A 14,211-nucleotide genomic window follows, 5' to 3' on the forward strand; every position below is an offset into this window, starting at 1 on the left:
AGCTCGCCGGAGCAGACAGCAGCCCTGCGCGCGCATGTCGGATCCGGTCCGTCTCTTCATCTCCGCTGTCCCGAAGGACGCCGCGTTACGTGACGAGCTCGACGTCTGCCTGAAGCCCCACGAGCGCGGCGGGCGGATTGACGTCTGGCACGAGGGGCGTGTCGGCGCCGGTGACGCGTCCGCGGCGGAGGCGCGGGCGAGGCTCGAGGCGGCGGACATCGTGGTGCTGCTGGTGAGCCCTGATTTCCTCGCCTCGGATCGCCATCATCACGAGGAGGCAGCGCGCGCGCTCGCCCGGAGCGCCGCGGGCGAGGTGGTGATCGTGCCGGTGCCTGTGCGGCACTGCGACTGGAGCTGGACGGGGTTCGGCCGGCTCAAACCGCTGCCGGCGGGTGGGCGGCCCGTCAACGCCTGGCCGGATCGGGACGAGCCCTGGAATGAGGTGACGCGCGGCCTGCTGGAGGTCGCCGATCAGGTGGCGCGGCGTCGAGCGGCCGGCGGCCGCCCGCGTGCGGGGGCGGCGGGGCTGCCCGACGTGGGGCGGTGCATCGGCCGTGACGCGGAGGTGGAGGCGCTCGCCGCGGCGGTATCGCGCGATCTTCCGGGGCGCGTGCTCCTCCTCGGCGCGGCGGGGATCGGCAAGAGCACCGTCAGCCGGGCGGTCCTGCACCGGCCCGAGGTCGTGGCCCGCTTCGAGGAGCGGCGTTTCTTCGTGGAGCTCGACGCCGCGCCGGACGCGGCATCCGCGGCCGTGGCGCTGGCCGACGCGCTGCGCATCCCGCCCGGACCGGATCTGCGGCAGCGGGCGCTGTCGTTCCTCGCCGCGGGGCCGGCGGTGCTCGCGCTGGACAACCTGGAGACGCCCTGGGATGGCGGCGACCAGGCCGGGACCGAGGCGCTGCTCGCGGAGCTCGCGGCGATGCCGCAGCTCGCGCTCGTGGCGTCCGTGCGGGGCGCGGGCCGGCCGGGGCGCGTGGCCTGGAGCGCGCCGGTCGAGCTCCGGCCGCTCGCACCGGCCGCGGCGGAGGAGATGTTCTGCGCGATCGCGGGCGAGGAGCACCGGGGCGAGCCGGCGCTCGCCGAGCTCCTGTCGCTGCAGGAGGGCGTCCCGCTGGCGATCGATCTGCTCGCGAGCGCGGCGCAGGGCAATGACCTCGTCAACCTGAGGGAGGAGTGGGAGCTCAGCCGGGCGGCGGTGCTGGAGCGTGGGGGCGGAGCGCGCGACCGGCTCCGGAGCTGGAAGGCCTCGCTGGAGCTGTCGATCGGCTCGCGGCGGATGACCGCGGAGGCGCATCGACTGCTCGCGGTGCTTGCGGTGCTGCCGGACGGGATCGCGCAGCGGGATCTCGCCGCGATCCTACCGGATGCAGGGCCTGCGGCGGCGCGCGTGCTGGCGCAGCTCCGGCTGGCCTACTTCGAAGGCGGGCGGCTCAAGATGCTCTCGCCCGTGCGCGAGTACGTGAGCGCGGCCAATCCGCCGGCTGCCGAGGATCTCGGGCAGGTGATGGAGCACTACGGTGAGCTCGCGCGCACGCTCGGTCCGCTGCCGGGGGGGCCCGGCGGCACCGAGGCGGCCGCGCGGCTCGCGCCGGAGGCGGCGAACCTGGATGCGATGATCCGGCGGGGGCTCGCGGAGGCCGGCGCGGGGCGATGGATCGACGCGGCGGCGGCGTTGACGGCTTTCGCGCGTTTCTCCGGGCATACGGCGCCGTTGCCCCTCGGTCCGGCGCTGGAGGCGGCGCAGCGCGCCGGCGACAGGCGGCGAGAGGCGCGGTGCATCCGGAGCCTCGGAGAGATCGCGCTGGCACGTTCGCAGCTCGCCGAGGCCGGTGCGCGCTACGAGCAAGCGATGCCGCTCTACAAGAAGGCGGGGGATGTGGTCGGCGAGGCCGACTGCATCCGGAGCCTTGGAGACATCGCGCTGGAGCGCTCGCAGCACGCCGAGGCCACAGCGCGCTACGAGCAGGCGCTGCCGCTCTACCAGAAGGTGGGGGATGTGCTCGGCGAGGCCAACTGCATCAAGAGCCTCGGAGACGTCGCGCTGGCGCGTTCGCAGCTCGCCGAGGCCAGTGCGCGCTACGAGCAAGCGCTGCCGCTCTACCAGAAGGTGGGGGCTGTGCTCGGCGAGGCCAACTGCATCAAGAGCCTCGGAGACGTCGAGCTGAGACGTTCGCAGCACGCCAAGGCCACAGCGCGCTACGAGCAAGCGCTGCCGCTCTACCGGACAGTGGGGGCTGTACACGGGGAGGCCAACTGCCTCCAGAGCCTCGGAGACATCGCGCGAGCCCACGGCAATGCCGACGCTGCTCATGCTCGTTATCAAGAGGCCCTCCCGCTGTACCAGCGAATCCCGGAACCTTACTCGATCGGCTGTACCCATTACTATCTCGCCGCCATCGCTCCCGACTCCACGACCCAGCGGCGGCACGTCGACGCCGCGCGCGCCGCTTGGCGCAGCATTGATCGGATGGACCTGGTCGCCCGCCTGGACCAGGACTTTCGCTCCTGACCCGCGTGACACCACGACGTCCGGTCTAGAGCGCGCGCCGCCGGCTCCTCCGTTGCGAAGACGTCGGCAATCCGCCGCGGAGCGGATTGTTGGCCCGCCGCCGGAGGAGCTTGTAGGCGGGCCTGCATGGGCACGACCCGGACGGCCTGGCACGTGTTGCTCGCTGCGCTCCTCAGCCAGCGCGGGTCGCGCAGCTTCGAGGTGCGCGTCGAGGTGCCGCTCTCGACCGAGCCGCTCCGGGCGGACTACCTGCTGCTCCGGAAGAACGCGGCGCCCGACTCGAGCGAGCCGGCCGGCACGTTGAGGAAGCTCTGGGCTCTCCTGTCCAAGGACGCGATCGTCGAGTTCAAGAGCATCGGCCGGCCGTATCGCCGCCGTAACCTCGATCGGCTGTTCAGCTACCTGCACCTGTACTGCGCCGATAATCTGGAACGGATCGAGCAGCGGAGCGACCTGTGCGGGGTGCTGCTCGTCCCGACACGCACGAGGTCGCTCGATGCGGATGTGGCGGACCTGGGTCTGGGATGGGACGAGCTCGGCGACGGCTACTGGCGGCTCCGGGGCGGAGCCTTCGCGCTGGTGGTCGTGGAGATCGAGGCGGTGGCGGCGGCGGAGAACGACGATCTGCTACGATTGTTCGGTCACGACGAGGCCCCGACGCTCGCGGCCCGCCGGTGGCTGGCGCAGCAGGTTGGAGCCGAGGAGATCGCGATGGCCATGCACGACTTGGAGGGCTTCGACGAGGTCGTCCGGAAGCTGCTTTCGACCCTCCCGCCCGAGCAGGTGCTCTCGGCGTTCCCCCCCGAGCAACGGGTGGCGGGCCTGCCGCCCGAGCAGGTGCTCTCGGCGTTCCCCCCCGAGCAACGGGTGGCGGGCCTGCCGCCCGAGCAGCGGGTGGCCGGGCTGCCGCCCGAGCAGGTGCTCCTTGCATTGCCCGATGACGTGCTCCGAGCGCTCTCCGATTCCTACCTGGACACGCTCTCGGCGGAAACGAGGGCCGCCATCCGCGCGCGCGTCGGGCGGTAGCGCGCGCCCATCGGTCGCCCGGTCCGGATCACGCCAGACCCGACCCGCAGGTCCCGCCCGCCCGGTCCGGACCCCCTGCAGCCGACCCGCAGGTCGCGCCCCCCTTGGTCCGTACCACCCCGCAGCCGACTCACAGGTCGCGCTCGCCCGGTCCGGACCACCGCGCAGCCGACCCGCAGGTCGCGCCCACCCGGTCCAGACGCCCCCGCAGCCGACCCACAGGTCGCGTCCGCCCGCTCCGAACCACCCCGCAGCCGACCCACAGGTCGCGTCCGCCCGCTCCGAACCACCCCGCAGCCGACCCGCAGGTCGCGCCCCGCCCCGCCTTGACCCTAAAGCCCCCCGGCCTCCTCGCCGGCATCCACGGGGCTCGCCTCCGCCAGCCCCGGCTGCGCCGCCCCCGGCTCCCCGCTCGGCTCCGCCCCCGGCGCCTCGGCCGGCGTCTCCGCCGCCTTCCCCCGCGCCGCCGCAGGGCGCCAGTTCTCGATTGGCGCGAGCAGCTGCTGCGCGATCTCCGTCTTCCTCGGATCCCGCTTGCTGACCATCCCCGACACGCGGACCACGTACGTCCGCAACGCGTCCACGAGCTCGTCCAGGGCCGCGCGCACGTTCGTCACCTCGACCTCGGGGCCCTCCACGGGCGACGTGATCCCCAGCGCCGCGCCGTACGCCTCGTGCGCCTCGTAGAGCCGCTCGAGGATCTTCCCCGCGCCGAGCCGCTTCAGCTGCGCCTCGAGCTCGTTGTCCTTGATCATCAAGATGCGCGTATTGCTCTCGGCCCACTCGAGCTTGTACGCGATCTGCGTGAACTTGAGCCCTCTCGGAAACAACGCGGCGCGCAGCGACGACGCCGACTCGGCCTCCGGCAGCCCGGGGATCTTCGACCAGCCGCCCAGCACGTCGTAGAGACCGCTCCAGATGGCGTCCACCGTGATATCGGCCGCCTTCGCGCGCGCCGTGTCCTCGGTCGGCTGGGAAGGTAGGCGCGTCGCGACCGCCTGGTTCAAGGTCGCGAGCGCCGACGTCAGGTCCTCGTGCGCCTCCATCACCCCCTCGGGGACCTTCCGGGCCGCGCCCCTGTCGCCCAGCACGGCCTTCGCGGCGGTCAACACCTCGGTGCCCAGCGCCTGGGCGGACGGCGCGTCCAGCTTCGGGAGCTGGACCAGATCAACGGCGGTGAACGTTCGCCTCATGCCTGCCTCTTCTCCTGGTCATCTCCTGGCCATCTCCTGACCATCTGTGGGCGAACGTAAGCGCTCCCCCGTTCGTCACCGTATATCCCGACCACCTACCCCTCGCCAGCGAGCCCACCCGTCGGAGCCATGCTCCGCAAGAAACCGTCAATGCCCCCGGAGCCCTGAACGCGCGCCACGCCCACGCCGCGTTCACACCACGTTCAGCGGATCGCGACATCACCGCCAATCCGCGACGCAGCCGACGTAGCCGCCGCAACCGCCGTGGCCGCCGTAGCCGACGCAACCGACCCGGCACCACCCCGGCACCGCCAGACCCGTTCGCGCCCCCCGCACCCGACGCGTGAACACGCTCGACCAAAAAGTCAGCAATGAGCGTTGTATACCGTGCAAGGGAGGAATATAAGGTGGATCATGCGATACATCCGTACAAGCACCGCGCGCGCTTGCCTCTCCCTCCTCGTGCTCGCTGCGCTCCCCGGGACGGCGTTCGGGGCGACGACCGCGATCACGTTCGTCATCAACCATGCCGATTGCGGCAACGCCGAGTTCTCGCTCTACCTGAACGGGGTCCTCCTCGACACGGTCCCGAGCGAGAACGGGTGCGAATGCCGCACGGAGACGCTCCAGAGGGCGTTCACCGAACCCGAGGTGCTGGCCCTCTACGACCCGAACACCTGCAACGATGTCCGGGTCGATATCGACAAAGGCCAGGGCCTGCTCCTCGGCTTTGCGCGCATTCACGTCGATTCGACCGAAGGCTCATCGTACCTGTGCCTGTACGACGCCGAGCGCGGCCCGATTCCGTGCGCGGATCGCGACGTCTGCGACGGCTACGGCGTCGGGCTGACGTCGCTCGGGAGCCAGGACAGGGACGGCATCGCGCCAGGCCTGGGCCGGGGCTGCGACAACTGCCCCGTCACGCACAACCCGGATCAGGCCGACGAGGACGCCGACGGGATCGGCGACGCCTGCGACCCCTGTCCGCGCGGCGACCGCGACCGCGACGCCGTCTGCGACGCGGCCGACAACTGCGCCTCCGCCGCCAACCCGAGCCAGACCGACAGCGACGCCGACGGGATCGGCGACGCCTGCGACAACTGTCCCTCCGCCGCCAATCCAGACCAGGCCGACAGCGACGGCGACGGACACGGGGACGCGTGCGCACACGCCTGCGTCACCCTCCAGCGAGGCACCTTCGGCGAGGTCGCGGACGCCGATATCTGGGAAGCGTTCCCCAACTACAGCGACGGCCGCGTCCCCTACAACGCCTCGGGCAACGCCCACGGCTTCCGCAAGCAAGCGCTCTACTGGTTCGGGCTCGACAGCATCCCCGCCGGCGCCACCGTCACGTCGGCCGACTTCGGCGTGGCCGCCTACGGCCCAGGCGACGAGATCGTCCGCATCCACCGCATCACCGCGCCCTGGCGCGAGGACAACGTCACCTGGAACAACTTCGCCGCGAGCTACGACGAGGACGTCGAGGCCGATCTCACCTGGATCGGACCCTACGATATGAGCGCCGACCTGACCGGCCTCGTCCAGGCATGGGTCGACGGCACGGCGCCGAACCACGGCTTCCTCGTCGAGGAGGACCCGACCGGGCGCACGTCGTACCGCTCGAGCGACCACCCCCTCCAGGAGGACCGCCCCTGGCTCGAGATCTGCTATTCCGCGCCCTGATCCGCGCCGCGCGGCCTCGCCTCCGCGCTGTCCTCCGCGGGGTAGGGCCTGCCGAGCGCGGCGGGGGGCGTCGCGTCGAACGCGCGCAGGAGCGGGCGGCGCGCCGCGTCGGGCAAGAGCGCGCCGAGGCGCGAGAGGAGCCCGCTCGAGGTGAGCCCCAGGACCACGATCATCAGCGCGAACGGCGCCACGCTGAAGACCTGCGTCGGCACCGAAGGCAGCGCGCTCTGGCCGAGGCTCGCCATCGACGAGAGCACGCCGAACAGGCACGCGCCGAGCGCCGCCCGCACCGGATGAAAGCCGCCGAAGATGACGATCGCCAGCGCGATCCAGCCGTAGCCGGCCGTGTGGCGGTGGCTCCAGCCCGCCTTGAAGTCGAGCGAGTACGCCGCGCCGCCGATCCCCACGAGCGCCCCGCCGACGAGCGTCGCCAGGGCGCGCACCCGGGCCACGCGCGCCCCGCGGGCGTGCGCCGCCGCGGGCTGCTCGCCCACCGCCCGGACCAAGAGCCCCGCGCGCGTGCGGTACAGGAACACCCAGGCGCACGCGACGAGCAGGTAGCTCGCGTACACCACCGGATCGCTCCGGAAGAACAGCGGGCCGACGATGGGCACGTCCCCGAGCACCGGGATCGAGAGCGCCGGGACCGTGGGACCAGGCACCCGCACGAACGGGCCGCCGAGCACCGACGAGAGATCCGCGCAGAGCATCGCCAGCACGAAGCCGATCGCGATCTGCGAGCGGCGCAGGAAGATCCCGCCGATCGCCACGACGAGCGCGACGAGCGCGCCGGTCGCGGCCGCGGCGGCGAAGCCGGCGAGGACGCTCCCGGTCGACAGCGCGGCCGCGAAGCCGACCATCGCCGAGAGCATCATCGAGCCCTCCGCCGAGAGGTTGATGACCCCGGCCCGCTCGGCGATCGTCTCGCCGACCGCCGCATAGACGAGCGGCGTCGAGGCCGCGAGCGCGGTCGCGAGGAGCGAGAGGAGCTCGCCGCCGTCGTCCATCAGGCCTCCTCCGGGCGGCCGCCGCCGGGCGCCCGGCGCGCGCTCCAGGGCGACAGCAGCGCGAAGAGGACGAGCGCGCCCTGGAGCACGCCCGCGAGCGAGGACTCCAGGCCGAGCGTCATCGGGAGCTTGAGGCTGCCGACGTTGAGCGCGCTGAAGAACAGGGCGATCGGCGCGACGAGCGCCGCGCGCCGGCCCGCGAGCAGCACCACGAGCAGCGCGAGGAAGCCGAGGTTGCTCGAGACGTTCGGGAGGAGCCGGTGGAACGTGCCGAGCACCTGCAGCGCGCCGGCGACGCCGGCGAGCGCGCCCGAGATCGCGAACGCGGCGAGCATCTCCCGCGCCGCCGGGACGCCGAGCACCGCCGCGGCCTCCGGGCTCAGCCCCACCGCGCGCAGCCGGAGCCCGAAGTGGGTCCGCCCGAGCACCACCGCCGCGCCGACGAGCGCGAGCGCCGCGAGCAGGAGCGCGGTCGGGCTCAGGTCGGTGCCGCCCAGCGTGGAGAGCCAGAGCGCGCCGTCGAGCGGCTCGGTGCCGGCCATCGACGCGACGCCAGGCCGCTTCCACGGCCCAAAGACGAGGTAGAGGACCGCCCCCTGGGCGACGAAGTTCATGCCGAGGCCGGCGAAGATCTCGCTCACCCGGGCGCGCGTGTGCAGCGCGCCCGTGAGCGCGCCCCAGAGGACCCCGCCGAGCGCCCCGGCGGCGACCGCGAGCGCGACGACGAGCCCGGCGGGGAGGCCCGGCCAGAGCGCGCGCGCGGCGCCGGTGGCGCAGACGGCGCCGATGACGAGCTGCCCCTCGACCCCGAGGTGGTACAGGCCGGCGCGGAACGTGAACAGGAGGCCGCTGCCGCAGAGGAGCAGCGGCGCCAGCGTGACGAACACCCGCGCGGCCTGATCCGCCGTGCCGAACGCGCCGTCCCACAGGCCCGCGGCCACCGCCGCCGGCGAGGCGCCGAGGAGCGCGCAAAGCCCCGCGACGAGCGCGAGCGAGAGGGCGAGCGGCGCGAGCGGCGAAAGGCGGGCGGCGACCTCGCGCGGCCACGCCGGCCGCGCGCCGGGGCGGGATCCGCCGGGCGGCCCGGAGCTCATGGCGGGCGGCTCGGGGCCGATGGCGGGCGGCTCGGGGCCGATGGCGGGCGGCTCGGGGCTCATGGCCCGACCCCCGCGGGCGCGGCCGGGGCGGGCTCGTCGAGCTCGCCGCCGATCATCCGGCCGAGCCGGTCCAGGGTGAGGTCGGCCGCGCTGACGGGCCGCGAGACGCGACCGCCGCTGAACACGAGGATCCGGTCGCTGTAGCGCATGAGCTCGTCGAGCTCGGACGACGCGAACACGAGCGCCGTACCGGCCCGGCACCGCGCGAGGAGCTGCTCCCAGACCCACCGCGCCGACGCGAGGTCGAGCCCCCGGGTCGGCTGCTCCAGGAGCAGCAGCGTGAGGCCCTCGGGGAGCAGCGCGAGCTGGGTGCGCTGCTGGTTGCCGCCGGAGAGCGCCTCGACGCGGGTCTCGGGGCGACCGCGGATCCGGAACGCCTCGATGAGCCGCTCGGCGGCGCGGCGGATGTCCCGCGGGCGGAGGAACACCCCCGGCCGGGGCGCGCGCAGCGCGACGTGCTCCTCGAGGGAGAGGCCCGCGATGAGGCCCTCCCGCCGGCGATCCGCGGGCAGGTAGCCCACGCCGGCGCGCAGGAACGCCGGGTAGGGGCGGCCGGTCAGGTCGGCCCCGCCGACGGCGACGCGGCCCTGCCGCACCCGGAGCAGCCCGGCGCAGGCGCGCAGCAGGAGGCGCTGGCCGCTCCCCTCGAGGCCCGCGAGCCCGAGCACCTCGCCGCGGCGCACGGCGAGGCGGGGGAGGCGCAGGTCGAGGCGGTGATCGCCGACGCCGACGCCGTCGAGGGCGAGCGCGACCCCGTCGCCGGCCGTCGGGAGCCGCTCCGGGGGCGCGAGCGCCTCGCCGAACATCAGCGCGACGAGGCGCTCGGCGCCAGCCGGCATCTCCGCCTCGCCGGCCACCTTGCCGTGCCGCAGCACGGTCACGCGGTCGCAGAGCGCCTCGACGTCCGAGAGCTTGTGCGAGACGAGCACGATCGCCTTGCCGTCCTGCTTGAGCCGCCGCAGCGCCGCGAAGAGGGCGTCCTGCTGCGCGCCGGAGATCCCCGTCGTCGGCTCGTCCAGGAGGAGCGCGCGGACGCCCAGCGAGAGGAGCCGCAGGAGCTCGAGCTGCTGGCGCTCCCCGAGGGTGAGCCGCCCGACCTGCTCGTCCGGATCGACGGAGAAGCCGAACCGCGCCGCAAGCGCGAGCAGCTCCTCGCGCGCCGCGCGGCGGGGGAGGAAGACGCCCGCGGCGCGGCGCGAGGGCGGCGCGGGGGAGGGCGCGCCGCTCTCGTGCCGCGCCGCGGCAGCGGGGCGGGCGACGAGGAAGCTCTCCAGGACGGTGAGGGGAGGGAAGTCGAGCGGCTCCTGGTGGAGCACGCCGACGCCGGCGGCGAGGGCGTCGGCCGGGCTGGCGAGCGCCACCGGACGGCCGTCGAAGAGCAGGCGGCCGGCGTCCGGGCGGAGGAGCCCGCCGAGGATGCGGAGCAGCGTGCTCTTGCCGGCGCCGTTCTCGCCGAGCAGGCCGTGGACGGCGCCCGCCCGGATCATCAGCGACACGTCGTCGTTGGCCCTGACCGGGCCGAACCGCTTGGCGACGCGCTCGATCTCGATCTGCATGGAGCACCGCCCCGCGGCGGCTACTTGCTCGGCCCGGTGATCCCCTGGACCAGCTGCGGCAGATACCAGATCTGCTGGGGCGTCGCGGCCTCGCCGTCCTTCAGGAAGTCGGTGCCGTCCTGGAACTTGAGCGGTCCCTTCCAGAGGTCGAGCCCGTTGGCGAGCGTCAGGACGAACGCGCCGAGCTGCGCCTTGCGCTCGCCCAGCGCGTTGCCCGGCAGGAAGCCGACGACCGAGGCGTCGCCGTTGAGGTCGCGGAAGTCCGGCCCTTCCCAGACGAACTCGCTCGTGTACTTGCCCGCGCGCGCCTTCTCGATGGCGTCGCGGTAGAGCGGCGCCCAGTTGTAGTAGGCGACGCCGAGGCAGATGTCCGGCGCCAGGTCGCAGCCGGCCTTGTGGTCGTAATGGACGTACTTGACCTTCTTGCCGGCGCCGCTCGCCTTCTTGGCCTGCAGCGCGGCCTCGGGCGTGTCGAGCCCGGTGAGGAGCACGTCGAAGCCGCTGCTGTAGAAGTCGTCGGCCACCTTGGTGGGGTCGAGGGTGACGCCCGGGATGTTGAACCAGAAGCCGATCCACGTGACCTTGAAGGTGAGCTCCTCCGGCTTCTTCTTCTGGTACTTCTCCCAGCAGTAGCGCGCGCCGAGGTACGCCGCCGTGACGAGCCGGCGGGTCTCGTCGTTCACGAGCGGGCCGAGATACCCGATCTTGCCGGTCTCGGTGCCGAGCGCGGCGGCGCACCCGGAGATGTGCTTGGCGGTCTCGATGCGGCCCATGATGTTGCCCAGGTTGGGCTGGGGCTTGTGGTTCTTGCCGTCCTTCCAGGCGTAATCGCCGGAGACGTGGAGGACGGTGACCTGCGGGTGCTTGCGCGCGGTCTCGAGGGCGTCGTCCTTGTAATCGTCGGAGTTGTAGACGACGAGCTTGGCGCCGCGGGAGATGAGGTCGTCCGCGACCTGGGAGCCCTTCACGTTGGGGCGATCGGCCGGGTTCACCTTGTCGACGTACTCGAAGCTGACATCCGGCATCTTGCCGAGGACCGACCGGAGACCGTCGTAATGGGCCTGGTTCCACCCCTTGTCGTTGTAAGGGCCGACCAGGATCATGCCCACCTTGTATTGGGCGGTCGGCGCGGCGGCCGACGCGCTCGCCTCGGCCGCGGTCGGCGCGGCGGTCTTCTCCGCGGGCGGGCTCGTGCTCGTCGACGAGCTCTTGCACGCGCCGGCGAGCAGCGACAGCGCGACGGCGAGGGCGGAGCAGGCGGAGGCGCGGGGGGCCGCGAATGCCGCGGGCGACTTCGGCGTGCGGGGGATCACCCGATCCATCGTGGGCGGGATTGCCGCAGGGTGTCAAGGACCTGCGGCGGTGTCGGCGGGCCGCGCCGCCGGGGCGCGGCGCGCGGGGCGGAGGGGCCGTCGCTGGCGGCGGATCACCGGGGGATCGTGATCACGTCCTCGCAGGTGAAGTCGACCCCGAGGGCCGCGCGCGGGTCCGCCTGGATCGTGGCGCACGTGCTGTCGCAGAGCACGATCTGCGACGGGTTCTCGGGGCTGTCGTAGCGCCATGCGTTCTCGGCCGCGCACTCCTGGTCGTACGCGAGCGCGGTCGGGGCGCCGTCGCCGCTCGTGTACGTCACGCGGACCTTCTGCGCGTCGAAGGTCCTCCCGTCGGGCGCGGGCGGGATGTCGACCGTGCAGGAGACCGCCGCGCCGCGGATCGCGTCGATGGCGGCCTTGAAGGCGGCCGAGGTCGCCGCGGGGTTGCCGGTGTCGATCAGGTAGGCGTGGTCGGTGCCGCCCGCCACGGCGACCTCGTCCATGTCCTCGACGGTCTCCGGCGCGCCCTGGATGGGCGGGTTGGCGACCCCGATGACGTACGTGGGGATGTTGTTCGAGAGGGCGCTCGAGGCCTCGTCCGCCACGAGCGAGATCTGGTTGTACCGCGTGCCGCACCCCTGCGGATAACCGTCCGTGACGAGGACGATCGCGTATCTCCCCGGCGTGGTCTCCCGCTGCGCCTCGACGTACGAGATCGTCCCTTGCATCACGAACAGCGTGGGCGTGCCGCCGCGCCAGTCGTCGGCGGTCTCGGGCGTGATGGCGTCGATCGCCGCGGCGAAGGCGGGCGAGGGCAGCGGCGTCATCGGCACCTCCGGCGTCGTGTAGGTGTCCGCGTCGCACTTCGTGTCGGTGTCGCCCTCGCTCGGGAAGAACCGGAGCGAGGCGTTGAGCCCCTCGGACAGGGGGTCAGAGAAGAACTGCTTCGTCGCCGCGACGACGGGATCCCATTTGAGCGACTTGTCGTGCCAGGGGTCGTCGCCCATGCCCATGCTGCCGGACACGTCGAACGCGAAGGCCAGGTAGACGGGCTCGAGATCGGCCTCGGCGGTCTGGGTGGCGCACGCTCCGCCCTCGCCCGAGGAGCCGCCGCTGCCCGGGCCCCCCGGCCCGAGATCGCCGCCAAACCCCGGCAAGCCTCCTTCGCCCGCGCCCCCGTCGCCCGCGCCCCCTTCGCCCCGGCCGCCGCTCGTCGTCGCGCTGCCAGTCCCGGGGCCGGACTGCGAGCTCCCGCCGCTGTCCCCGGCGCCATTGCTCCCACATGCGACACCGATCGCACCCACTGTCAGCAACACAATGGTCTTCGTGGGCAATTTCATGAGCTGGATCCTCCATGAGCGCGGTCCGGGCGCAGGTTGACGCGCGGAGCCGTCGATGGTGCGTGACACATTCAAGGCAAACGCGGCCGCGAAGCTCGCTTCGAGATCCCGCGGTCCATACAGCATAGCTGACGGAGCTACCTGCCGGCCGGCGTCCGACCGCGAAATGATGCTTCACGGCATTGCGCCGCGGCAATGGGACCACCGCGACACCGCATTCCTTGGATTGTGGTCGCGTGTCTCACGCCGGCCGTCGCGCGGCGCCGGGGTGCGGGGGTGAGGGCCCGGAGCGCCGCGTTCGCGCGCGCGGCCGCGCGGCGCTGCCGGCTCAATGCACCTGGAGGGCGAGCTTGCCGAGGTGGTGACGGCCGAGGGCGAGGTGGGCTTCGGCGGCCTGGGCCAGGGGGAATCGGCCGGCGATCTCGACGTGGAAGGGGCCGGACGCGACAAGGCGGTTCAGCCGTTCGATGATGTCGGCGTCGGGCTCGCCGTTGTAGCTGGCGATCTGGACGGCTGGAGGCGCCTCCGGCGCGGGCTGGACGCCGTTCGGGTAGGCGGCGCGCCCGCCGTCGCGCACTGCGAGCAGCGCTCGCTGAGCGGCCTCGCCGCCGGCGGCGAGCAGGGCGGCATCGAGCCCGTCGGGCGCGAACGCGCGGGCGGCGGCCAGCACATCGCCCTTGCGCCCGTCGACGGCGGCGTCGGCGCCCAGCCGCTCGACCAGCGCCACGCCGTCGTCGCCCGAGGCCGCCGCGAGCACCCGGGCGCCCATCCGCTTGGCGAGCTGTACGGCCGTGTGCCCGACGCCGCCGCTGGCGCCGAGGATCACCACCGATTCGCCCTGCTTGAGGTGCAGCGTGTCGTCCAGCCCGCGCAGCGCGGTGGTGGCGACGCCGCCCATCACGGCCGCTTGCTCGAGCGTGAGCGCGCCGGGGATCGCGGAGACGAGATCGGCGCGCACGGCGGCGTACTCTGCATAGAAGCCGCCCTTGGGGTTGAGGAAGCCGAGCGCGTAGACGCGGTCGCCCGCGCGGAGGCGGCGGACGTGCTCGCCCACCACGACGATGGTGCCCGCGCCCTCGGAGCCGAGCACGTACGGAAACTGGGGCGGCTGCCCGAGCATCTCGGCGTAGCCGCCTTCGCGCTCGAAAGGGTCCCATTCGCCGACGCCAGCGACCTCGACGCGAATGAGGACCTCGTCCGGGGCGAGGGTAGGGACAGGGACCGTTCGAAGGGCGAGCGTCTCGGGACCGCCGAACCGGTCGATCGCGATTGCCCGCATCGTGCTGGGTGTCGACTGTTCCATGGGTGACCACCTGGAGAGGGCGCGGCGGGTCGTCAAGAGCGACCAACGGATTGAGACGGCCTGAGCGGGTTGAAACGGCCTGAAGAGCGCAGAGCTACGGACCGCCAAGCCGCCAAGCCGCCAA

10 protein-coding genes and 1 pseudogene are annotated in these 14,211 nt (G+C 73.1%); 3 read left to right on the forward strand and 8 right to left on the reverse strand.

Going from position 1 to position 14,211, the window contains the following annotated elements; all coding sequences use genetic code 11:
* Positions 1-34 precede the first annotated feature (34 nt).
* Positions 35-2,509 (forward strand): tetratricopeptide repeat protein, encoded by a 2,475-nt coding sequence (locus WMF33_RS21380; RefSeq protein ID WP_437338878.1) that lies wholly within the window; start codon positions 35-37, stop codon positions 2,507-2,509.
* Between the two features lie 126 nt (positions 2,510-2,635).
* A complete protein-coding gene (locus WMF33_RS21385; RefSeq protein ID WP_437338879.1) occupies positions 2,636-3,535 on the forward strand; it encodes a hypothetical protein in 900 nt (299 codons plus the stop codon).
* 332 nt (positions 3,536-3,867) lie between these two features.
* On the opposite strand, the gene WMF33_RS21390 is transcribed toward WMF33_RS21385, so the two are convergent.
* Positions 3,868-4,728 carry a hypothetical protein gene (locus WMF33_RS21390; protein ID WP_437338880.1) on the reverse strand — a complete coding sequence of 287 codons (861 nt, stop codon included), beginning with the start codon at positions 4,726-4,728 and terminating at the stop codon, positions 3,868-3,870.
* Between the two features lie 414 nt (positions 4,729-5,142).
* Here WMF33_RS21390 and WMF33_RS21395 point away from each other — a divergent pair, with 414 nt between their 5' ends.
* Complete coding sequence (locus WMF33_RS21395) at positions 5,143-6,411, forward strand: DNRLRE domain-containing protein (RefSeq protein ID WP_437338881.1); 1,269 nt, start codon at positions 5,143-5,145, stop codon at positions 6,409-6,411.
* On the opposite strand, the gene WMF33_RS21400 is transcribed toward WMF33_RS21395, so the two are convergent.
* From WMF33_RS21400 to WMF33_RS21430, 7 genes and pseudogenes are all read right to left on the reverse strand, one after another.
* Positions 6,396-7,418 (reverse strand): ABC transporter permease, encoded by a 1,023-nt coding sequence (locus WMF33_RS21400; RefSeq protein ID WP_437338882.1) that lies wholly within the window; start codon positions 7,416-7,418, stop codon positions 6,396-6,398. The two genes, WMF33_RS21395 and WMF33_RS21400, sit on opposite strands and share 16 nt — an antisense overlap.
* The gene (locus WMF33_RS21405) at positions 7,418-8,575 is read right to left on the reverse strand and encodes an ABC transporter permease (protein WP_437338883.1); all 1,158 of its coding nucleotides are present in this window, start codon (positions 8,573-8,575) and stop codon (positions 7,418-7,420) included. The genes WMF33_RS21400 and WMF33_RS21405 overlap by 1 nt, the downstream gene beginning before the upstream one ends.
* Complete coding sequence (locus tag WMF33_RS21410) at positions 8,572-9,414, reverse strand: ATP-binding cassette domain-containing protein (RefSeq protein WP_437339506.1); 843 nt, start codon at positions 9,412-9,414, stop codon at positions 8,572-8,574. The genes WMF33_RS21405 and WMF33_RS21410 overlap by 4 nt, the downstream gene beginning before the upstream one ends.
* 174 nt (positions 9,415-9,588) lie before the next feature.
* Positions 9,589-10,068: pseudogene (locus tag WMF33_RS21415) on the reverse strand (ATP-binding cassette domain-containing protein); the annotation flags it as partial.
* An 83-nt stretch (positions 10,069-10,151) separates the two neighbouring features.
* Entirely contained in the window at positions 10,152-11,453 is a 1,302-nt protein-coding gene (locus tag WMF33_RS21420) for a BMP family lipoprotein (RefSeq protein ID WP_437338884.1), read from the reverse strand.
* A 104-nt stretch (positions 11,454-11,557) separates the two neighbouring features.
* Positions 11,558-12,784, reverse strand: coding sequence for a vWA domain-containing protein (locus WMF33_RS21425; RefSeq protein ID WP_437338885.1), 1,227 nt, complete (start codon positions 12,782-12,784; stop codon positions 11,558-11,560).
* Between the two features lie 328 nt (positions 12,785-13,112).
* Entirely contained in the window at positions 13,113-14,087 is a 975-nt protein-coding gene (locus WMF33_RS21430) for a quinone oxidoreductase family protein (protein ID WP_437338886.1), read from the reverse strand.
* Positions 14,088-14,211 lie beyond the last annotated feature (124 nt).

The sequence above is a fragment of the Sorangium sp. So ce394 genome (genome assembly GCF_051474665.1).
Classification (GTDB): Bacteria; Myxococcota_A; Polyangia; order Polyangiales; family Polyangiaceae; genus Sorangium; species Sorangium cellulosum_D.